Below are 18,306 nucleotides of genomic sequence, written 5' to 3'. Positions count from 1 at the left end.
GTAAGAGACAGGTTATGCACGCATGCGGGTGATACGAATCACACCAGTCAAGGCGCGCAGCTTCTTGATCACGCGGGCCAGATGCACGCGGTCGTGCACGCTGACCACCAGCTGGACCACGCTGATGCGGCCATCGCGTTCGTCCATGCTGATTTTTTCGATATTGCCGTCGGCCGCATTGACGCTGCTGGCCAGCAGGGCGATGAGGCCGCGCTGGTGTTCCAGCTCGACGCGCAGCTCGACATTGAACTCGCCGGTGACATCCTTGGCCCACGAGAGCTGGATGCATTTTTCCGGGTTGTGGCGGATCTCGGTGATGTTGCGGCAGTTGTCCAGGTGCACCACCATGCCTTTGCCCGCAGACAGGTGCCCGACAATCGGGTCGCCCGGGATCGGCGTGCAGCACTTGGCGTAGCTGAGCACCAGGCCCTCGGTGCCGCGGATTGCCAGCGGGCCTTCGGGGCTTGGCAGTTGCTCGCCTTCGCCAAGCAGGCGGCGGGCGACCACGTAGGCCATGCGGTTGCCCAGGCCGATATCTTCCAGGAGGTCTTCGATGGTTTCCTGGCGGTACTCGTGGAGCATCGCTTGCACGCGTTCGGCCGGGACCTTGTCGAGGGCGCTGTCGAAACCGTTGAGCACCTTGTTCAGCAGGCGTTCGCCCAGGCTGATGGACTCGGAGCGGCGCTGCAGTTTCAGGGCGTGTCGGATATGTGTACGCGCCTTGCCGGTGACCACGAAGTTGAGCCACGCCGGGTTCGGGCGCGCGCCCGGTGCGCTGACGATCTCCACCGTGGAGCCGCTTTGCAGCGGTTCCGACAGCGGGGCCAGGCGCCTGTTGATGCGGCAGGCGATGCAGCTGTTGCCCACGTCGGTGTGCACGGCGTAGGCGAAGTCGACCGCCGTGGAGCCTTTGGGCAGTTCCATGATCCGGCCTTTGGGCGTGAACACGTAGACCTCGTCCGGGAACAGGTCGATCTTCACGCTTTCGATGAATTCCAGGGAGTTGCCGGCCCGTTGCTGCATTTCCAGCACGCCTTTGACCCACTGGCGCGCGCGGGCGTGGGTGCCTTTTGGCTGCTCGTCGCCGCTGGACTTGTACAGCCAATGGGCCGCGATGCCGTTGTTGGCCATCTCTTCCATCTCGCGGGTGCGGATCTGGATCTCGATCGGCACGCCATGCATACCGAACAGCGTGGTATGCAGCGACTGGTAGCCGTTGGCCTTGGGAATCGCGATGTAGTCCTTGAAGCGGCCCGGCAGCGGTTTGTACAAATTATGTACAGCGCCCAGCACACGGTAGCAGGTGTCCACCTTGTCGACGATGATCCGGAACGCGTACACGTCCATGATCTCGTTGAAGGCCCGGCGCTTGCCGCGCATCTTCTTGTAGATGCCGTAGATGTGTTTCTGCCGGCCGCTGACCTCGCCTTCGATCTCGTCGATCGCCAGGCAATGGCTCAGGGACTCTTCGATCTTGTTGACGATTTCCTTGCGGTTGCCCCGGGCGCGCTTGACCGCCTGGTAGATGCGCGCGGAGCGCATCGGGTGCATGGCCTTGAAGCCGAGGTCTTCGAATTCGATACGAATGGCGTGCATGCCCAGCCGGTTGGCGATGGGCGCGTAGATTTCCAGGGTTTCCTTGGCGATGCGCCGGCGTTTTTCGCCGGACAGCACTTCCAGCGTGCGCATGTTGTGCAGCCGGTCGGCCAGCTTGACCAGGATCACGCGGATATCGCGGGCCATGGCCATGGCCATCTTCTGGAAGTTTTCCGCCTGGGCTTCGGCCTTGGTCTCGAAGTTCATCTGGGTCAGTTTGCTGACCCCGTCGACCAGTTCGGCCACGGTTTCGCCAAATTGTGCGCTGAGCGCTTCCTTGGCGATGCCGGTGTCTTCGATCACGTCATGCAGCATCGCGGCCATCAGGCTCTGATGGTCCATGTGCATGTCGGCAAGAATATTTGCCACCGCAAGGGGATGGGTGACATACGCTTCGCCACTGCGGCGGCGCTGGCCGTCGTGGGCTTGTTCGGCGTAGAAATACGCTCGGCGGACCAGGTTGACCTGGTCTGGGCCGAGGTAGGTCGATAAGCGATCGGCGAGGGCGTCTATGCTCGGCATAGGAATGACTCCTGCCGCATGCGTTGACCCCGCGCCGTGCTACGTCGACCAGGCATAGGCTTAGACGGCCTCGTTGGACTCGTCCTCGAACGCTGCAAACAGCGGTTCGTCTTCAACGATTTCAGCGTTGGCGATGAACTCGTAGCTCATCAGGCCTTCAGCGATTTCACGCAGGGCTACAACGGTAGGCTTGTCGTTTTCCCACTGAACCAGGGGCTCTTTGCCGCCAGTGGCCAGTTGACGGGCACGCTTGGTAGAGAGCATGACCAGCTCAAAGCGGTTTGCCACGTGGTCTAGGCAGTCTTCAACGGTTACGCGGGCCATGATATTCCTCGGAGCGGATGCAAGATGCGCGCTGCCCGGTTGGGCGAGCGGACTCAACAGTTTAAAAAATCACCAGCGTTTAGGGAAGCGCTGATTTTTCGCAGGCCTTGGTAAAACCGCTGCAAGTGCCAATGTAAAGCCCCTGCAGCGGTTTTGGGAAGAGCCAATCAGCCGAGCAGTTCAGCCAGCAATTTGCCGAAACGCTGCTGTTGGCGCTTTTGCTGGAGCTGATTGGTGCGGAAAATCGCCTTCAAATCCTCCAGCGCGTGGGAAAAGTCGTCGTTGATGATCAGGTAGTCGTAGTCGACGTAGTGGCTCATTTCGCTGACGGCTTCACGCATGCGGCCTTCGATGATCTCGTCGCTGTCCTGGCCACGGTTGGTCAGGCGCTGGTGCAAGGCTTCGAGGGACGGCGGCAGGATGAAGATCGAGCGCGCCTGGGGCATCAGCTTGCGCACTTGCTCGGCGCCCTGCCAGTCGATTTCCAGGATCAGGTCGTGGCCTTCGTCCAGGGTCTGCTGCAGGTGGCTTTGCGAGGTGCCATAGAGGTTGCCGAACACTTCGGCGCGCTCCAGGAAGTCGCCGTGTTCGATCATCTTGACGAACTCGGTGCGCTCGACGAAGTGATAGTGCACGCCGTTCACCTCACCCGGACGCATGGCGCGGGTGGTGTGGGACACCGAGATGCGGATCTGCTCGTCAGCGTCGGTCAAGGCCTTGACCAGACTGCTCTTGCCCGCGCCCGAAGGGGCGGAAATGATGTAAAGGGTGCCGGTGCTGTGGGTCATGGAAGTTGCCTTACTCAATATTCTGTACTTGTTCGCGCATCTGCTCGATCAACACTTTGAGGTTGACCGCAGCCGTGGTGCTGCGCGGGTCAAACGCCTTGGAGCCCAGTGTATTGGCTTCGCGGTTGAGTTCCTGCATCAGGAAGTCCAGGCGCCGACCGGCGGCACCGGCGGACTTGAGTACGCGGCGTACTTCAAGGATGTGGGTGCTCAGACGGTCGAGTTCTTCGGCGACGTCGCTCTTTTGCGCCAGCAAGACCATCTCCTGCTCCAGGCGCGTCGGGTCGAGGTCGGCCTTCATGTCGGCGAAGCGGTCGAGGACCTTCTGGCGCTGGGTCGCGAGCATCTGCGGCACCAGTTCGCGCAGGGTCACCACGTCTTCTTCGATCGACGTCAGGCGCTCGTTGATCAGGCGGGCCAGTTCGGCGCCTTCGCGCTCGCGGCCGGCCTTGAGCTCCTTCAAACCCTGGGTGAACAGGGCGAGGGCTTCGGCGTTGAGGGCTTGCGGGTCGGTGGCATCGGCCACCAGCACGCCGGGCCAGGCCAGCACTTCCAGCGGGTTCAGCGCGGCGGGTTGCTTGATCAGGCCGGCAATGGTTTCGGCGGCGGCAACCAGTTGCGCAGCGCGGTCGCGGTCGATCTGCAAGGCTTTGCCGGTGGTTTCCTCGGTAAAGCGCAGGGTGCATTCCAGCTTGCCACGGGAGATGCCCTGGCGCAGTGCCTCACGGACGGCGCCTTCGAGGTCGCGGAACGATTCCGGCAGGCGCAGGTGCGGTTCCAGGTAGCGGCTGTTGACCGAGCGCAGCTCCCAGCTCAGGGTGCCTTGGGCGCCGGCTTTTTCGACGCGGGCGAAGGCGGTCATGCTGTGCACCATGGAGGTACCTCGCGTTGCAGGTTAAGAAGGCGCAGGATTGTAGCGCAGTGGGGCGAGCACGCCCAAACAATGGGCGACAGCGCGACCATTCGTAACTGATTTTTTAGAAGTGCCCCGAATCCGCCTGCGGCTCTATAATGCTCGGCAGTTTTTCGTCCTCAGTACAGGTATCCCCTATGAAACGTCCAAGTGGTCGCGTTGCCGATCAGCTCCGCTCGATCCGCATCACCCGCAACTACACCAAACACGCCGAGGGATCTGTACTGGTCGAGTTTGGCGATACCAAGGTGATCTGCACCGTCAGCGTCGAAAACGGCGTGCCGCGTTTCCTTAAAGGCCAGGGCCAGGGTTGGCTGACCGCCGAGTACGGCATGCTGCCGCGCGCCACCGGCGAGCGTAACCAGCGTGAAGCCAGCCGCGGCAAGCAAGGCGGGCGCACCCTGGAAATCCAGCGCCTGATCGGCCGTTCCCTGCGTGCAGCCCTGGACATGTCCAAGCTGGGCGACGTGACCCTGTACGTCGATTGCGACGTGATCCAGGCAGATGGCGGCACCCGCACTGCATCCATCACCGGCGCCATGGTGGCCCTGGTCGATGCGCTGAAAGTGATCAAGAAACGTGGCGGCCTGAAGGGCGGCGACCCGCTCAAGCAAATGATCGCCGCCGTATCGGTGGGCATGTACCAGGGCGAGCCTGTGCTGGATCTGGACTACCTGGAAGACTCGGCCGCCGAGACCGACCTCAACGTGGTCATGACCAGCACCGGTGGTTTCATCGAAGTGCAGGGCACCGCCGAAGGCGCGCCATTCCAGCCGGCCGAGCTGAACGCCATGCTGGCCTTGGCCCAGAAAGGCATGACCGAAATCTTCGAACTGCAGAACGCCGCACTGGCTGACTGATAACTGCCTCAAGGAGAAGCGCCATGAATGACAGCCAAATGCCGGTGCCTACGCCTTCCTACGAAGTGCGCCAGGGCGCGATGTTGTGCCATCTCGCGGCGTTTCTGGGGTTTGTGTTCCCCTTCGGCAGCGTCGTCGGGCCGCTGATCCTGTGGCAGATGAAGAAAGAATTGGACCCGTTCATTGATGATCAGGGCAAGGAAGCGCTGAACTTCCAGATCACCGTGGCCATTGCCTGGATCGTGTGCATCGTGCTGGCCTTCGCGGTCATTGGGTTCTTCCTGATGACGGCGCTGGCCATCGCCGGTGTGGCGCTGACGATCATCGGTGCGATCAAGGCCAACAAGGGGATCGCCTATCGCTACCCCTTGACCTGGCGACTGATCAAATAATGAGCACCCACAAAAAAACCGACAGCGATGTCGGTTTTTTTGTGCCTGGAAAAAGACCTCAGATGGTCAGTGTCCAGTCGTAGTCCACGATCAGCGGCGCGTGCTGCGAGAAGCGCGGCTGGCGCGGCAAGCGTGCGCTGCGCACGAACCGGCGCAGGCCCGGGGTCAGCAGCTGGTAATCGAAACGCCAGCCCAGGTTGAGCATCTCAGCCTGTTCGTTGTCTGGCCACCAGCTGTACTGGTCGCCTTCACGGCTGACTTCGCGCAGGGCATCAACATAGCCCATGTTGCCGACAATCTCGTCCATCCAGGCCCGTTCCGGCGCCAGGAAACCCGGGGATTGCTGGCTGTCACGCCAGTTCTTGATATCCAGCTTCTGTTGCGCCACGTACAGCGAGCCACAATAAATGTACTCGCGACGTTTGCGTCGCTGTTTATCCAGGTAACGGGCGAAGTCGTCCATTAGCTTGAACTTCTGGTTCAAGTCTTCATCGCCGTTCTGCCCCGAAGGAAGCAGCAAGGTCGCGATGCTGACCTTATCGAAATCGGCTTGCAGGTAGCGCCCGTAGCGGTCGGCTGTCTCGAAGCCGAGGCCGCTGATGACCGCCTTGGGTTGCAACCGCGAATACAAAGCCACGCCACCTTGGGTGGGCACTTCGGCATCGCAGGCATAAAGGAAGTAGCCATCCAGTTGGAAGGCTGGGTCGTCCAGTTCAAAGGCGGAGGCGCGGGTATCCTGCAGGCAGATGACGTCAGCATTCTGGGCTTGCAGCCAACTGAGCAAACCACGCTCGACTGCAGCCTGAATACCATTAACGTTCACACTGATGATCCGCATAAATGGCCCCAAAAATCGCGTGCGTGTATGATACACGCCGTCTAACTAATTAGCTAAATCCGTGGTATCTGAGGCTTTTTTCATGCAGGCGTATCAACGCGATTTCATTCGTTTTGCCATCGATCGCGGCGTTTTGCGCTTCGGTGAGTTCACTCTCAAGTCCGGGCGCACCAGCCCGTACTTCTTCAACGCAGGCCTGTTCAACTCGGGTTCGGCCCTGGCTCAGCTGGGTCGTTTCTACGCGGCGGCCATCGTTGAAAGCGGTATTTCCTTCGACGTGCTGTTCGGCCCGGCCTACAAGGGCATCCCCCTGGCCGCGGCAACCGCCGTGGCGTTGGCGGAACATCATGGGCAGGATCTGCCGTGGTGCTTCAACCGCAAGGAAGCCAAGGCCCATGGCGAAGGCGGCAGCCTGGTGGGCGCGCCGCTCACCGGCGATGTGCTGATCATCGACGACGTGATCACTGCTGGTACCGCTATCCGTGAGGTGATGCAGATCATCGCTTCCCAGGACGGCGCCAAGGCTGCTGGTGTGCTGATCGCGCTGAATCGCCAGGAGCGTGGCAACGGTGAGTTGTCGGCGATCCAGGAAGTGGAACGCGATTTCGGCATTCCGGTGGTGAGCATCGTGTCGTTGAACCAGGTGTTGCAGTTCCTGGAAGATGATTCGCAGCTCAAGCAGCATTTGCCGGCTGTTCGTGCGTACCGCGAGCAGTTTGGCGTTTGACCCAGTAAGTCCTGTGGGGTGGGCTTGTGTGGGAGCGGCGGTGCGACGATTCGACTTGCTCGCGAATACGGTGTTTCAGAAACATATCCGGTGACTGACACTCCGTTTTCGCGAGCAAGCCCGCTCCCACAAGGGGATCTCCACTGGGCTGCAGGTTCAGCGCACATAAAAAAGGCCCCGCTCAATCAGGTTGAGCGGGGCCTTTTGTTTGCAGCGGTTAAGGACGCTTGCGGTTACTGATCAGCGTGCCCACACCGGTATCGGTGAAGATTTCCAGCAGGATTGCATTCGGTACCCGGCCATCGAGGATCAGCGAGCTGCCCACGCCGCCTTGCACTGCTTCCAGCGCGCAGCGGATCTTCGGCAGCATGCCGCCGTAGATGGTGCCATCGGCGATCAGCTCGTCCACTTGTTGCGTGGTCAAGCCGGTCAATACCTTGCCTTCCTTGTCCATCAGGCCGGCGATGTTGGTCAGCAGCATCAGCTTTTCAGCCTTCAGCGCTTCCGCCACCTTGCCTGCTACCAGGTCGGCGTTGATGTTGTAGGACTCGCCGTTGGCGCCCACGCCGATAGGCGCAATCACCGGGATGAAGTCACCCTTGACCAGCAGGTTCAGCAGATCGGTGTTGATGCCGATCACTTCGCCTACCTGGCCGATGTCGATGATTTCCGGCTGGGTCATCTCCGGCGTCTGACGGGTGACCGTCAGTTTTTTCGCGCGGATCAGCTCCGCGTCCTTGCCGGTCAGGCCGATGGCGCTGCCACCGTGGCGGTTGATCAGGTTGACGATGTCCTTGTTCACCTGGCCGCCGAGGACCATCTCCACCACGTCCATGGTCTGCGCGTCGGTCACGCGCATGCCATCGATGAAGTGACTCTCGATCGACAAACGCTTGAGCAAGTCGCCGATTTGCGGGCCGCCACCGTGGACCACCACCGGGTTGATCCCCACGGCTTTCATCAACACGATGTCGCGGGCAAAGCCGGTTTTCAGCTCTTCGCTTTCCATGGCATTGCCGCCGTACTTGATCACCAGCGTCTTGCCGACATAGCGTCGAATGTAAGGCAACGCTTCGGAAAGGACCTTGGCGGTGTTGGCAGCGGCTTCGCGTTCGAGGGTCATTCAGGGCTCCGGTGCAAAAAAATCAGAACGGTAATTGGAGATCAGGGGCAACACGTTTCAACTGGGCGTGGAACACGTCCTTGATGCGCTGCAACTCGGCCTCGGTATCCGCCTCGAAACGCAGGACCAGCACCGGTGTGGTGTTGGACGCGCGAACCAGGCCCCAGCCTTGGGCGTAATCGACTCGCACACCATCAATGGTGGTCAGGTTGGCGCCTTCGCCCCATTGCGCATCGTGCAGTGCGTCAATGATGCTGAATTTGCTCTCCTCGGTCACATGGATATTGATCTCTGGCGTAGAAATATCATTCGGGAAGGTCTGAAACAGCTCTTCGGCAGTCGATTTCTCTTTGCTGAGGATCTCCAGCAGACGAGCGGCGCTGTAAATACCGTCGTCAAAGCCGAACCAGCGCTCCTTGAAGAACACGTGGCCGCTCATTTCGCCGGCCAACAGGGCGCCGGTTTCCTTCATTTTCTTTTTGATCAACGAGTGGCCGGTCTTCCACATTAGCGGGCGGCCGCCATATTCCTTGATCAGCGGGGTGAGGCGGCGGGTGCACTTCACGTCGAAGATGATCTCGGCGTTGGGGTTACGTGCCACGACGTCACGGGCGAACAGCATCAGCAGGCGATCGGGGAAGACGATTTCGCCGGTTTCGGTCACCACGCCGACACGGTCGCCGTCGCCGTCAAAGGCCAGGCCGACGTCGGCGCCGGTTTCCTTGACCTTGGCGATCAGGTCCACCAGGTTCTCTGGCTTGCCCGGGTCTGGGTGGTGGTTGGGGAAGTTGCCGTCAACGTCGCAGAACAGCGGGATCACTTCGCAGTTCAGGGCTTCGAGCAGTTGCGGGGCGATCACGCCGGCCGCGCCGTTGCCACAGTCCACCACCACTTTGAGGCGGCGTGCGAGTTTGACGTCGCGGGTGATTTCATCCGAGTAGCGCTGCAGGATGTCGACCTTGGTGATGCTGCCCTTGCCGCTGGTCAGGTCGTTGGTCTTCAGGCGGGTGTGCAAGGCCTGGATCTGCTCGTTGGCGAGAGTGTCGCCGGCGATGACGATCTTGAAGCCGTTGTAGTCCGACGGGTTATGGCTGCCGGTGAGCATGACCCCGGACTTGCCGGCCAGTACGTTGGCGGCGTAGTACAGCGCAGGCGTTGGCACCAGGCCGACGTCGCTGACATGGCAGCCGCTGTCGGCCAGGCCCTGGATCAATTGCTCGACCAGCTCAGGGCCGGACAGGCGGCCGTCACGGCCCACCGAGACGTTCGGCTCATCCTGGGCCAGGCTCTGGGCGCCGATGGCGCGGCCGATCCAGTAGGCGGTTTCGGCGGTCAGGGTCTTGGGCACCACGCCACGAATGTCATAGGCGCGGAAGATGCTGTCGGGGAATGTCGGGGCTACTCGGGCTGCGGTACTCATCGCGGGGGGGAACTCCATCTGAAGGGGGCAAGGCTGGCCGTAAAGCGGCTGACCGGCAGGCTCAAACTGAAGGGTATGACGGCTTTTTTGGCGCAGAGTTCGTGGTGCAAAAGTGCCATCGGCGCAGTGGCCCTGTGCTTTTCTCTGCGTAATGCTTTGATTTCGCTGGGGAAATCTCGCTGATCAGAACCGCGCATTCTTCATCCTGAATAGTCATGCGGTGGCGTCGGGCCGGGCTGGGGTGCCCGGCCTGATTCAGCTTAGTCAGTGGCTGCCGGAATGGCCAAAGCCGCCTGCGCCGCGTTGTGTTTCAGCAAATTCCTCGACCAGTTCGAAGTGCGCCTGCACCACTGGCACCAGTACCAGCTGGGCGATGCGCTCGCCAACGACGATGTTGAAGGCGGTCTGGCCACGGTTCCAGCACGACACCATCAGCTCGCCCTGGTAGTCCGAGTCGATCAGGCCGACCAGATTGCCCAGCACAATGCCGTGTTTGTGGCCCAGGCCCGAGCGCGGCAGGATCAGTGCCGCCAGGCCAGGGTCGCCGACGTAGATCGACAGGCCAGTCGGAATAAGAATGGTCTGGCCCGGCTCGAGGACGGTGTCTTCCTTGAGCATGGCACGCAGGTCCAGGCCGGCGGAGCCTGGGGTGGCGTAGGCCGGCAGCGGGAAGTCGGTGCCGATGCGAGGGTCGAGGATCTTGGCTTGCAAAGCGTGCATGGAAATTAAACCTGGTTCAGCCGTTGGGCGATAAAAGAGATCAGTTGGCGGGCAATCTTGCCCTTGCTGGTCTGGGCGAAAAGGGTCGCGTGCAGTTCGCGGTCGATCACGCTGCAAGCGTTTTCCTCGCTGTTGAAGCCGATGCTCGGGTTGGCGACATCGTTGGCAACGATCAGATCGAGGTTTTTGTCTTTCAATTTTCGTGCGGCGTAGTCCAGCAAATGCTCGGTCTCGGCGGCGAAGCCGACACTGAACGGGCGGTCGGGACGCGTGGCGATGGTGGCCAGGATGTCCGGGTTGCGCACCATTTGCAGGAGCAGGCCGTCACCGCTCGTAGGGTCTTTCTTGAGCTTTTGCGGGGCGACGACTTCCGGACGGTAGTCCGCAACCGCTGCCGAGGCGATAAACAGGTCGCAGGGAATGGCTGCCTCGCAGGCCGCAAGCATGTCCCGGGCGCTGACCACGTCGATTCGCGTGACCCGATCAGGGGTGGGCAAGTGCACCGGGCCGGTGATCAGGGTGACGCGTGCGCCTGCCTCGACCGCCGCTTCTGCCAAGGCAAAGCCCATTTTTCCTGAGCTATGGTTGGTGATGTAGCGCACCGGGTCGATGTTTTCCTGGGTTGGGCCGGCGGTGATCAGCACGTGCTTGCCGGTCAGGGCCAGGTGCTGGAAGCACTCCGCGGCACACAACGCCAGGTCGGTGGCTTCAAGCATGCGGCCCATGCCGACGTCGCCACAGGCCTGGCTGCCGGACGCCGGGCCGAACACCTTGAGGCCGCGGCTTTGCAGGAGTTGGGTGTTGGCCTGGGTGGCCGGGTCGCGCCACATGGCCTGGTTCATGGCTGGGGCGATGGCCACGGTAGCGTCGGTGGCCAGTACCAGGGTGGTCAGCAGGTCATCGGCGATGCCTTGGGCCAGGCGGGCGATCAGGTCGGCGGTAGCCGGGGCGATCAGCACCAGGTCGGCCCATTTGGCCAGCTCGATATGGCCCATGGCGGCTTCGGCTGCCGGGTCCAGCAGGTCGAGGTGAACCGGGTGGCCGGATAGCGCTTGCATGGTCAGCGGGGTGATGAACTCACTGCCGCCGCGTGTCATGACCACGCGCACTTCGGCGCCCTGGTCCAGGAGCCTGCGAACCAGTTCTGCGCTCTTGTAGGCGGCAATGCCGCCGCCGACGCCGAGAACGATGCGTTTCCGATACAGACGCTGCATTGGTTTGCCTTTCCAGTTCAGTGATGCCAGTTCAGTGACGCCTGCGATGCCCCCTCCCCAGGGGAAATCACATGCAAAAAAGAGGGCTTACGATAACACAGCGCCCGTCGGGCAACAGCGGCGCGCATGTGCAGAGGGAGGTGGGATGAGTATTCGGGACTGGCCTGTGACGGAACGGCCACGGGAGAAACTGTTGGAATGGGGCGCGGCAAGCCTGTCTGACGCCGAACTGTTGGCGATCTTCCTGCGTACCGGGGTTTCCGGCAGAAGCGCGGTGGACCTGGCGCGGCATCTGTTGGCGCAATTTGGCGGTTTACGCCCGCTTTTGGAGGCCAGCCAGACGTTATTCAGCCAGCATCTTGGCTTGGGCCCTGCGAAGTTTGCACAGTTGCAGGCCGTGCTGGAGATGGCTCGACGGCATATGGCAGAGCGCTTGCGCAGTGAATCGGTGCTGGAAAGCCCGGTAGCCGTACGTGATTACCTCAAGGCGTTATTGCGTCACGAGCCCCATGAGGTCTTCGGCTGCCTGTTTCTCGATTCGAAGCATCGGGTGCTGGGGTTTGAGGCGTTGTCCCAAGGCACTATCGATACCGCCGTGGTTTACCCTCGGCAGGTGGTCAAGCGTGCCCTGGCCTACAACGCCGCGGCGTTGATTCTGTGCCACAACCACCCTTCCGGCAGCCTTGAGCCCAGTGCCGCTGATCGAAAATTGACCAAGTTGCTGCAAAAGGCCTTGGAAGTTGTGGATGTGCGGGTGCTGGATCACATCATCGTCGGGGATGGGGACCCGTTGTCGATGGCGGAGTACGGCTGGATGTAACCCCGCCCTAGTAGGGCGGGGCGAGTGCTCAAGGCTTGACGCTGACCTTCGAGAAATCCTGGCGGCCGAATGGGCTTACTTGGTAGCCCTCGACGGCTTTGCGTGCGAGGGCAAACGCCGTCGGGTGCGCCAGCGGCAACCACAACGCCTGCTGCTGGATCTGCGCCTGGGCCTGCTGGTACAGCTTGCTGCGCACACCTTGTTCGTTGGTGGTCTTGCCGGCGCTGATCAGCTTGTCCAGGGCCGGGTCGCAGTAGCGGGCGAAGTTGGTGCCGGATTTCACCGCCGCGCAGGAGAACTGCGGCGTCAGGAAGTTATCCGGGTCGCCGTTGTCGCCGGCCCAGCCCATGAACAGCAGGTCGTGCTCACCAGCCTTGGCGCGGCGAATCAGCTCGCCCCATTCGATCACGCGGATCTCGGCCTGGATGCCGACCTTGGCCAGGTCGGCTTGCAACAATTGTGCGCCGAGGTTGGGGTTGGGGTTCAGCAGGCTGCCGGTAGGGCGCGTCCAGATGGTGGTCTTGAAGCCGTCCCTGAGCCCGGCACGCTCCAGCAAGGCCTTGGCTTTGGCGAGGTCCTGTGGATAACCCGGCAGATCCTTGGCATAGCCCCAGGTGTTGGGCGGGTATGGGCCGTTGGCGGCTTCCGCGGTGCCTTCAAATACGGCCTTGAGGTAGCTGGCCTTGTCGAAGGCCAGGTTGATCGCCTGACGCACTTCGGGCTTGTCCAGCGGCGGATGCTGGCTGTTGATGGCGACAAAGGCCGTCATGAAGGCCGGGGTTTTCTCGACCTTGAGGGCGGGGTCCTTTTCGGCCTCGCCCACGTCCAGGGGCTTGGGCGACAGGGCGATCTGGCATTCGTCGCGGTGCAGTTTCTGCAGGCGTACGTTGGCGTCCGGGGTGATGGCGAAGATCAAGTTATCCACAGACGGTTTGCCGGCGAAGTAATCCGGGTTGGCCTTGTAGCGCACCACGGCGTCTTTCTGGAAGCGGCTGAAGATGAACGGCCCGGTACCAATCGGTTGGCTGTTGAGTTTCTCCGGGGTGCCGGCCTTGAGCAGCTTGTCGGCGTATTCGGCTGGATAGATTGAGGCAAAACCCATGCTCAGGGCAGCGAGGAACGTGGAGTCGGCGTGATCCAGGGTGAAGCGCACGGTCAGCGGGTCGAGGGCGTCGATCTTCTTCACCAGCGTCGGCAGTTGCAGCGACTGCGCATGGGGGAAGCCGCTCTGGGCGATCTTGTGCCATGGGTTGGCTGGGTCGAGCATGCGTTCGAAGCTGAAGCGCACGTCTTCGGCGGTCAGGGTGCGGCTGGGGGTAAAGTACTCGGTGCGGTGGAACTTCACGTCCGGGTGCAGCTTGAAGGTGTAGGTCAGGCCATCTGGCGACACTTCCCAGCTGTCCGCGAGGCTGGGCACCAGCTTGCCGCTCGCTGCGTCGTAGTCCACCAGGCGGTTCATCAGCGCGTCGGCCGAGGCGTTGGTGGTGGTCAATGAGTTGTATTGCACCACATCGAACCCTTCGGGGCTGGCCTCGGTGCAGACGCTCAGGTTGCTGGCGGCAGAGGCCAGCGGGGCGATAAAGAGAGGGGCTAGCAATAGCGGTAGGGCAGCGAGGCGCATGTTCGGTTTCCTTTGCAGATCGAAGGCCCATCTGCGAGTGCAGTCTGGAAAAGTCCTACCGTAGAGGTCTGATTGATAAATGACTAGCCCATTTTTGCCTGTGCTTTTGCTTCAAATGCTGTTTTCATGGCGCCTCAGCGCGTTCCGCTGCGCACTTTGCCGTGCGCGTGGGCGCTGTAAATCATTCGGTGCGACGAGCGGTCGGCTGTGACAGCGGCCCCTCCTGGCAACGGTTCAGGTGTGTTTTGCCTAGATTTACGCCGGTAAAAACACACGGGCTGTTGTTGCACTAGGGTCTTTCTGGTATAAAGCAGCGCTCTTTTCTAGGGGCCCGGTTCCTTCGCTTGTAGGTGTAGCCGGTAAGACCCTAAAGAAACGCGGCGCCTGGCGCCAAATGACTGAGAGATTAAGCGGCCAACCCATGCCGGGTTGGGCATGTGGTTTTAGAGGGCTGAGGCATGTCGAGAGTATGTCAAGTTACCGGTAAGGGTCCGGTGACTGGGAATAACATTTCCCACGCAAATAACAAAACCCGTCGTCGTTTCCTGCCAAACCTGCAGCATCACCGCTTCTGGGTTGAAGAAGAGAAACGTTTTGTTCGTCTGCGCGTATCTGCTAAAGGCATGCGCATCATCGACAAGCGTGGCATCACTGTCGTGCTGGCCGAAATCCGCCGCGCTGGCAAGATCTAAGGAGCTCTATCATGCGTGAATTGATTCGAATGATCTCTAGCGCCGGTACTGGTCACTTCTACACTACCGACAAGAACAAGCGTACTACCCCGGACAAGCTCGAAAAGAAAATGTTCGACCCGCGCGTTCGCAAGCACGTGATCTACAAAGAAGGCAAAATCAAGTAATTGATTTTCTTCCTTGTGAAAAAAAGCCCGTATCTCACGATGCGGGCTTTTTTTTGCCTGGGATTTGTTGATCAGGCCTTCTGTTCGAACACCACGTAGATCTTGCGGCACGGCTCCAGCACTTCCCAGGTGCCGCTGAAACCGGCCGGGATCACGAAGCGATCGCCGCTGCGCAAGGTCTTGGCGTTGCCGTCTCCATCGCGCAGTACCGAAACGCCCTGCACAATCTCGCAGTATTCGTGCTCGGTGTAGTTGACCTTCCACTGCCCGACTTCACCTTCCCAGACGCCTGCGCTCATCTGGCCGCATGGGCTGTTGTAGTGGTTGTAGAGCGTTTGCTCGGGATCGCCCTTGAGGATTTTCTCGGCGGCGGGGCGGTAACGGTCGGCGGGGGTCTTGGCTTGGCTGAAGTCGACGATGTCCTGGATGTTCATGTGCGTGTCCCGTCTGGCCTGCGGTTGGGGAGTCCAAAGTCTATGTTTATTAAAATGAACATCGCAAGGGCGTTTGCCGGCGTTATGTCAAATATATTGAAACATCCCCAGCCGCTGGTTTAGGGTGGCAGCTGCCTTGAGCCGAACAGCAGGCTGGCCGGGCAAGAATTCTTTGAGGCTGCCGGGGGACATCGCCTGGCCCTTGTATTCAATAAGAGGAGGACACTCGCATGACCACCCTGACCCGTGCCGACTGGGAACAACGCGCCAAGGACCTGAAGATCGAAGGCCGCGCCTACCTCAATGGCGAGTACACCAACGCTGTTTCCGGCGACACCTTCGAATGCATCAGCCCGGTCGATGGCCGCCTGCTGGCCACTGTTGCCAGCTGTGACGCCACTGACGCCCAGCGCGCCGTGGAAAATGCCCGCGCCACCTTCAATTCCGGTGTCTGGTCGCGCCTCGCGCCGGCCAAGCGCAAAGCCACCATGATCCGTTTCGCCGCGCTGCTCAAGGCCAATGCCGAAGAGCTGGCGCTGCTCGAAACCCTGGACATGGGCAAACCGATCAGTGACTCCCTGAACATCGATGTGCCCGGCGCCGCCAACGCGTTGAGCTGGAGCGGCGAGGCCATCGACAAGATCTACGATGAAGTCGCGGCCACCCCTCACGACCAACTGGGCCTAGTGACCCGCGAGCCAGTCGGCGTTGTCGCCGCTATCGTACCGTGGAACTTCCCATTGATGATGGCCTGCTGGAAGCTCGGCCCGGCGCTGTCCACCGGTAACTCGGTGATCCTCAAGCCATCCGAAAAATCCCCACTGACCGCCATCCGCATCGCTGCCCTGGCCGTTGAAGCGGGGATTCCAAAAGGCGTATTCAACGTACTGCCGGGTTACGGCCACACCGTGGGCAACGCGTTGGCGCTGCACATGGATGTCGACACCCTGGTGTTCACCGGTTCGACCAAGATCGCCAAGCAACTGTTGATCCGCTCCGGCGAATCGAACATGAAGCGCGTGTGGCTGGAAGCCGGCGGCAAGAGCCCGAACATCGTGTTCGCCGACGCCCCGGACCTGCAAGCCGCCGCCGAATCCGCCGCAGGTGCTATCGCCTTCAACCAGGGCGAAGTCTGCACCGCCGGTTCGCGCCTGCTCGTCGAGCGCTCCATCAAGGATAAATTCCTGCCTCTGGTGATCGAAGCCCTCAAGGGCTGGAAGCCAGGCAATCCGCTGGATCCGGCCACCAATGTCGGCGCGCTGGTGGACACCCAGCAGATGAATACCGTGCTGTCCTACATCGAAGCCGGCCACGCTGACGGCGCCAAACTGGTTGCGGGCGGCAAGCGCACCCTGGAGGAGACGGGCGGCACCTACGTCGAGCCGACGATTTTCGACGGTGTGACCAACGCGATGAAGATCGCCAAGGAAGAGATCTTCGGGCCAGTCCTGTCGGTGATCACCTTCGACAGTGCCGAAGAGGCCATCGCCATCGCCAACGACACCATCTACGGCCTGGCCGCAGCGGTGTGGACAGCGGATATTTCCAAGGCGCACCTGACCGCCAAGGCCCTGCGCGCCGGTAGCGTGTGGGTCAACCAATACGACGGCGGCGACATGACCGCACCGTTTGGTGGCTTCAAACAGTCGGGTAATGGCCGCGATAAGTCGCTGCACGCGTTCGACAAATACACCGAGCTGAAATCGACCTGGATCAAGCTGTAACTTTCAGGGCTCACCGCAGGTAAAAATGTGGGAGCGGGCTTGCTCGCGAATACGGTGTATCAGTACCAGATGAGCTGGCTGACCCACCGCATTCGCGAGCAAGCCCGCTCCCACAGTGTTTTAGGTGTTCTTTAGAATTATCCACAGGAGCGTGGAAATGCGTTGGGCGACTTATTTCGCCGTCCTGGCGTCGGTACTCAGTGTCGGCCTGGCGTTGGGTGTCAGCATGCCGCTGGTGTCCCTGCGCTTGGAAGGCTGGGGCTACGGCAGCTTCGCCATCGGTGTGATGGCCGCGATGCCGGCCTTCGGCGTACTGCTGGGCGCGAAGATTTCCAGCCGCATGGCCTCCTGGCTGGGCGCTGCCAACCTGATGCGCCTGTGCCTGTGGGCCGGTGCGGTGTCCATCGGCTTGCTGGCGATTTTGCCCAGCTACCCGGTGTGGCTGGTGCTGCGGCTGATGATCGGGGTGATCTTGACCATCGTGTTTATCCTCGGCGAAAGCTGGATCAACCAACTGGTGGTGGAGCAGTGGCGTGGCCGGCTGGTGGCGTTGTATGGCTGCAGTTATGCCCTGAGCCAGCTGTCCGGGCCGTTGCTGTTGGGTGTGATCGGCACTGACCATGATTACGGTTTCTGGGTCGGCGTTGGCCTGCTGGTGGTCGCGCCCGTGCTGTTGCTGGGGCGCTCCGGCGCACCTACTGCCGAGTCGTTCAGCGTGACGTTCGCCGACCTGTGGCGCTTCTGCCGGAGCCTGCCGGCGATTGCCTGGGCGGTGGCACTGTTCGCTGCGTTCGAGGCAATGATTCTGACGCTGCTGCCGGTATATTGCCTGCAGCAGGGCTTCACTGCCGAGATCGCCCTGGCGATGGTCAGCACAGTGGTGGTGGGTGATGCGTTGCTGCAATTGCCCATCGGCGCGCTGGCCGACTACCTGCCGCGACGCTCGCTGTTCCTGGCGTGCGCGGTGCTGTTGCTGGTGTCGAGCCTGGCCATTCCGCTGCTGCTGCACACGCCGCTGATCTGGCCGGTGTGGGTGGTGTTCGGTGCCAGTGCGGGCGGCTTGTTTACCTTGTCGCTGATCCTGATCGGCGAACGCTACCGCGACGATGCGCTGGTGCGCGCGAATGCCCATGTGGCGCAGTTGTGGGGCATCGGTTGCCTGATCGGGCCGTTGGTCGCGGGTGCGGGGAGCCAGTGGATCAGCGGGCATGCGTTGCCGTGGTTGATGGCGGCGGGTGCGTTGGGTTTGGTGGTGTTGCTGCTGCGCCAAGGGGCGTTCGGGGTCACGCAGCCAGCCTGATTTGAAATGCGGTCAAAAATGTGGGAGCGGGCTTGCTCGCGAATGCGGTGTTTCAGAAGCACATTCAGTGACTGACACTCCGCATTCGCGAGCAAGCCCGCTCCCACATTG

At 61.2% G+C, this 18,306-nt stretch carries 18 protein-coding genes and 1 pseudogene; 8 read left to right on the top strand and 11 right to left on the bottom strand.

Going from position 1 to position 18,306, the window contains the following annotated elements:
- Positions 1 to 12: 12 nt before the first annotated feature.
- The 4 genes from spoT to DBR46_RS15650 all read right to left on the bottom strand — a co-directional run bounded on the left by spoT (position 13) and on the right by DBR46_RS15650 (position 4,104).
- Complete coding sequence (spoT, locus tag DBR46_RS15665) at positions 13 to 2,118, bottom strand: bifunctional GTP diphosphokinase/guanosine-3',5'-bis pyrophosphate 3'-pyrophosphohydrolase (RefSeq protein WP_124526919.1); 2,106 nt, start codon at positions 2,116 to 2,118, stop codon at positions 13 to 15.
- A 60-nt stretch (positions 2,119 to 2,178) separates the two neighbouring features.
- On the bottom strand, positions 2,179 to 2,442 hold the full coding sequence (rpoZ, locus tag DBR46_RS15660) for a DNA-directed RNA polymerase subunit omega (RefSeq protein WP_017735757.1): 264 nt from the start codon (positions 2,440 to 2,442) through the stop codon (positions 2,179 to 2,181).
- Between the two features lie 167 nt (positions 2,443 to 2,609).
- Positions 2,610 to 3,230: a guanylate kinase gene (gmk, locus tag DBR46_RS15655; RefSeq protein ID WP_124526918.1), complete on the bottom strand. Its 621-nt coding sequence runs from the start codon at positions 3,228 to 3,230 to the stop codon at positions 2,610 to 2,612.
- A gap of 10 nt (positions 3,231 to 3,240) precedes the next feature.
- Positions 3,241 to 4,104 carry a YicC/YloC family endoribonuclease gene (locus tag DBR46_RS15650; protein WP_017735759.1) on the bottom strand — a complete coding sequence of 288 codons (864 nt, stop codon included), beginning with the start codon at positions 4,102 to 4,104 and terminating at the stop codon, positions 3,241 to 3,243.
- Positions 4,105 to 4,280: 176 nt separating this feature from the next.
- Here DBR46_RS15650 and rph point away from each other — a divergent pair, with 176 nt between their 5' ends.
- Together rph and DBR46_RS15640 are read left to right on the top strand one after the other, a co-directional pair.
- Positions 4,281 to 5,003, top strand: a complete 723-nt coding sequence (gene rph / locus DBR46_RS15645; RefSeq protein WP_017735760.1) for a ribonuclease PH — start codon at positions 4,281 to 4,283, stop codon at positions 5,001 to 5,003.
- Positions 5,004 to 5,026: 23 nt separating this feature from the next.
- Positions 5,027 to 5,395 carry a DUF4870 domain-containing protein gene (locus DBR46_RS15640; RefSeq protein WP_017735761.1) on the top strand — a complete coding sequence of 123 codons (369 nt, stop codon included), beginning with the start codon at positions 5,027 to 5,029 and terminating at the stop codon, positions 5,393 to 5,395.
- Between the two features lie 58 nt (positions 5,396 to 5,453).
- Here DBR46_RS15640 and DBR46_RS15635 read toward each other — a convergent pair whose 3' ends face one another.
- Complete coding sequence (locus DBR46_RS15635) at positions 5,454 to 6,233, bottom strand: exodeoxyribonuclease III (RefSeq protein WP_003195493.1); 780 nt, start codon at positions 6,231 to 6,233, stop codon at positions 5,454 to 5,456.
- An 82-nt stretch (positions 6,234 to 6,315) separates the two neighbouring features.
- Between DBR46_RS15635 and pyrE the strand changes: the two genes are divergently transcribed.
- On the top strand, positions 6,316 to 6,960 hold the full coding sequence (gene pyrE, locus DBR46_RS15630) for an orotate phosphoribosyltransferase (protein ID WP_057975296.1): 645 nt from the start codon (positions 6,316 to 6,318) through the stop codon (positions 6,958 to 6,960).
- Positions 6,961 to 7,177: 217 nt separating this feature from the next.
- On the opposite strand, the gene argB is transcribed toward pyrE, so the two are convergent.
- The 4 genes and pseudogenes from argB to coaBC all read right to left on the bottom strand — a co-directional run bounded on the left by argB (position 7,178) and on the right by coaBC (position 11,437).
- The gene (gene argB / locus DBR46_RS15625; protein ID WP_017735763.1) at positions 7,178 to 8,083 is read right to left on the bottom strand and encodes an acetylglutamate kinase; all 906 of its coding nucleotides are present in this window, start codon (positions 8,081 to 8,083) and stop codon (positions 7,178 to 7,180) included.
- Between the two features lie 22 nt (positions 8,084 to 8,105).
- A pseudogene (locus DBR46_RS15620) lies at positions 8,106 to 9,521 on the bottom strand (phosphomannomutase/phosphoglucomutase); the annotation flags it as partial.
- Between the two features lie 246 nt (positions 9,522 to 9,767).
- The gene (gene dut, locus DBR46_RS15610) at positions 9,768 to 10,223 is read right to left on the bottom strand and encodes a dUTP diphosphatase (protein WP_124526915.1); all 456 of its coding nucleotides are present in this window, start codon (positions 10,221 to 10,223) and stop codon (positions 9,768 to 9,770) included.
- A 5-nt stretch (positions 10,224 to 10,228) separates the two neighbouring features.
- The gene (gene coaBC / locus DBR46_RS15605; RefSeq protein ID WP_015886530.1) at positions 10,229 to 11,437 is read right to left on the bottom strand and encodes a bifunctional phosphopantothenoylcysteine decarboxylase/phosphopantothenate--cysteine ligase CoaBC; all 1,209 of its coding nucleotides are present in this window, start codon (positions 11,435 to 11,437) and stop codon (positions 10,229 to 10,231) included.
- A gap of 145 nt (positions 11,438 to 11,582) precedes the next feature.
- Here coaBC and radC point away from each other — a divergent pair, with 145 nt between their 5' ends.
- Positions 11,583 to 12,257, top strand: coding sequence for a DNA repair protein RadC (gene radC / locus DBR46_RS15600; protein WP_124526914.1), 675 nt, complete (start codon positions 11,583 to 11,585; stop codon positions 12,255 to 12,257).
- A gap of 28 nt (positions 12,258 to 12,285) precedes the next feature.
- Here radC and DBR46_RS15595 read toward each other — a convergent pair whose 3' ends face one another.
- Positions 12,286 to 13,878: an ABC transporter substrate-binding protein gene (locus DBR46_RS15595; RefSeq protein WP_124526913.1), complete on the bottom strand. Its 1,593-nt coding sequence runs from the start codon at positions 13,876 to 13,878 to the stop codon at positions 12,286 to 12,288.
- A gap of 458 nt (positions 13,879 to 14,336) precedes the next feature.
- On the opposite strand from DBR46_RS15595, the gene rpmB reads away from it, so the two are divergent.
- Both rpmB and rpmG read left to right on the top strand, forming a co-directional pair.
- Entirely contained in the window at positions 14,337 to 14,570 is a 234-nt protein-coding gene (gene rpmB, locus DBR46_RS15590; protein WP_019410280.1) for a 50S ribosomal protein L28, read from the top strand.
- Between the two features lie 11 nt (positions 14,571 to 14,581).
- A complete protein-coding gene (rpmG, locus tag DBR46_RS15585) occupies positions 14,582 to 14,737 on the top strand; it encodes a 50S ribosomal protein L33 (protein ID WP_003176906.1) in 156 nt (51 codons plus the stop codon).
- 71 nt (positions 14,738 to 14,808) lie between these two features.
- On the opposite strand, the gene DBR46_RS15580 is transcribed toward rpmG, so the two are convergent.
- Complete coding sequence (locus DBR46_RS15580; RefSeq protein ID WP_124526912.1) at positions 14,809 to 15,171, bottom strand: cupin domain-containing protein; 363 nt, start codon at positions 15,169 to 15,171, stop codon at positions 14,809 to 14,811.
- A gap of 230 nt (positions 15,172 to 15,401) precedes the next feature.
- On the opposite strand from DBR46_RS15580, the gene DBR46_RS15575 reads away from it, so the two are divergent.
- Positions 15,402 to 16,895: an aldehyde dehydrogenase gene (locus tag DBR46_RS15575; RefSeq protein ID WP_124526911.1), complete on the top strand. Its 1,494-nt coding sequence runs from the start codon at positions 15,402 to 15,404 to the stop codon at positions 16,893 to 16,895.
- 157 nt (positions 16,896 to 17,052) lie between these two features.
- Positions 17,053 to 18,195 (top strand): MFS transporter, encoded by a 1,143-nt coding sequence (locus DBR46_RS15570; RefSeq protein WP_124526910.1) that lies wholly within the window; start codon positions 17,053 to 17,055, stop codon positions 18,193 to 18,195.
- The last annotated feature ends 111 nt before the right edge of the window (positions 18,196 to 18,306 follow it).

It is taken from the genome of Pseudomonas sp. KBW05 (genome assembly GCF_003852405.1).
Taxonomy (GTDB): Bacteria; Pseudomonadota; Gammaproteobacteria; order Pseudomonadales; family Pseudomonadaceae; genus Aquipseudomonas.
Note: the sequence above shows the minus strand (reverse complement) of the source record. Positions and strands in the feature narration are given on the sequence as shown.

Bases quoted from the DNA above. Each gene is read 5' to 3' on its own strand.
- argB (WP_017735763.1), bottom strand. From the start codon at position 8,083: ATGACCCTCGAACGCGAAGCCGCTGCCAACACCGCCAAGGTCCTTTCC.
- DBR46_RS15595 (WP_124526913.1), bottom strand. From the start codon at position 13,878: ATGCGCCTCGCTGCCCTACCGCTATTGCTAGCCCCTCTCTTTATCGCC.
- DBR46_RS15650 (WP_017735759.1), bottom strand. From the start codon at position 4,104: ATGGTGCACAGCATGACCGCCTTCGCCCGCGTCGAAAAAGCCGGCGCC.
- pyrE (WP_057975296.1), top strand. From the start codon at position 6,316: ATGCAGGCGTATCAACGCGATTTCATTCGTTTTGCCATCGATCGCGGC.
- DBR46_RS15570 (WP_124526910.1), top strand. From the start codon at position 17,053: ATGCGTTGGGCGACTTATTTCGCCGTCCTGGCGTCGGTACTCAGTGTC.
- spoT (WP_124526919.1), bottom strand. From the start codon at position 2,118: ATGCCGAGCATAGACGCCCTCGCCGATCGCTTATCGACCTACCTCGGC.
- coaBC (WP_015886530.1), bottom strand. From the start codon at position 11,437: ATGCAGCGTCTGTATCGGAAACGCATCGTTCTCGGCGTCGGCGGCGGC.
- gmk (WP_124526918.1), bottom strand. From the start codon at position 3,230: ATGACCCACAGCACCGGCACCCTTTACATCATTTCCGCCCCTTCGGGC.
- dut (WP_124526915.1), bottom strand. From the start codon at position 10,223: ATGCACGCTTTGCAAGCCAAGATCCTCGACCCTCGCATCGGCACCGAC.
- DBR46_RS15640 (WP_017735761.1), top strand. From the start codon at position 5,027: ATGAATGACAGCCAAATGCCGGTGCCTACGCCTTCCTACGAAGTGCGC.
- rpmB (WP_019410280.1), top strand. From the start codon at position 14,337: ATGTCGAGAGTATGTCAAGTTACCGGTAAGGGTCCGGTGACTGGGAAT.
- rph (WP_017735760.1), top strand. From the start codon at position 4,281: ATGAAACGTCCAAGTGGTCGCGTTGCCGATCAGCTCCGCTCGATCCGC.
- radC (WP_124526914.1), top strand. From the start codon at position 11,583: ATGAGTATTCGGGACTGGCCTGTGACGGAACGGCCACGGGAGAAACTG.
- rpoZ (WP_017735757.1), bottom strand. From the start codon at position 2,442: ATGGCCCGCGTAACCGTTGAAGACTGCCTAGACCACGTGGCAAACCGC.
- rpmG (WP_003176906.1), top strand. From the start codon at position 14,582: ATGCGTGAATTGATTCGAATGATCTCTAGCGCCGGTACTGGTCACTTC.
- DBR46_RS15580 (WP_124526912.1), bottom strand. From the start codon at position 15,171: ATGAACATCCAGGACATCGTCGACTTCAGCCAAGCCAAGACCCCCGCC.
- DBR46_RS15575 (WP_124526911.1), top strand. From the start codon at position 15,402: ATGACCACCCTGACCCGTGCCGACTGGGAACAACGCGCCAAGGACCTG.
- DBR46_RS15635 (WP_003195493.1), bottom strand. From the start codon at position 6,233: ATGCGGATCATCAGTGTGAACGTTAATGGTATTCAGGCTGCAGTCGAG.